Origin of the sequence: Domibacillus indicus, from assembly GCF_023715895.1 — a bacterium.
Lineage (GTDB): Bacteria > Bacillota > Bacilli > Bacillales > Domibacillaceae > Domibacillus > Domibacillus indicus_A.
On the sequence record NZ_JAMBOO010000072.1, the window covers coordinates 1 to 556 of the forward strand.

Annotated in this window: 2 rRNA genes; both read right to left on the reverse strand. The window is 44.1% G+C overall.

The features are described 5' to 3' along the window. Positions 1 to 272: 272 nt before the first annotated feature. Positions 273 to 388, reverse strand: a 5S ribosomal RNA gene (gene rrf, locus M3221_RS25550). Between the two features lie 76 nt (positions 389 to 464). Then, positions 465 to 556, reverse strand: a 23S ribosomal RNA gene (locus tag M3221_RS25555); the annotation flags it as partial.

Below are 556 nucleotides of genomic sequence, written 5' to 3' on the forward strand. Positions count from 1 at the left end.
GAAATCATTGGAAGCACCACCTGTATGTATTGAATTTATTATAAATGAAAAAAACCAGGTATTCGACGATTGAATCGTCGAATACCTGGTTTGGTTAAAACTATCTAGACTTTTTCAGTGCCCTCGATTTTATTCAAGCGGTGTTTATCTATATAAGAGGAGGTGTCTGTGCAGCACCCTGCCTTTTCCTTATAGGTTTTCCAAAAATCAAGTTCCTTCTCATGGAAGATGATTCCGAAATAAAAGGACAGCTTTAGCTGTCCTCTCTCTTTGCCTGGCGGCGTCCTGCTCTCACAGGGGGAAACCCCCAACTACCATCGGCGCTGAAGAGCTTAACGGCCGTGTTCGGGATGGGAACGGGTGTGACCTCTTCGCTATTGCCACCAGACTATATACGGAACAAAATTGTTCCTTCAAAACTGGATAATTTCTGTAAAGTAACGGCATACCGTGCCATGTTAATCTTGATTAAGTCCTCGATCGATTAGTATTCGTCAGCTCCATGCGTCACCGCACTTCCACCTCGAACCTATCTACCTCGTCATCTTCAAGGGAT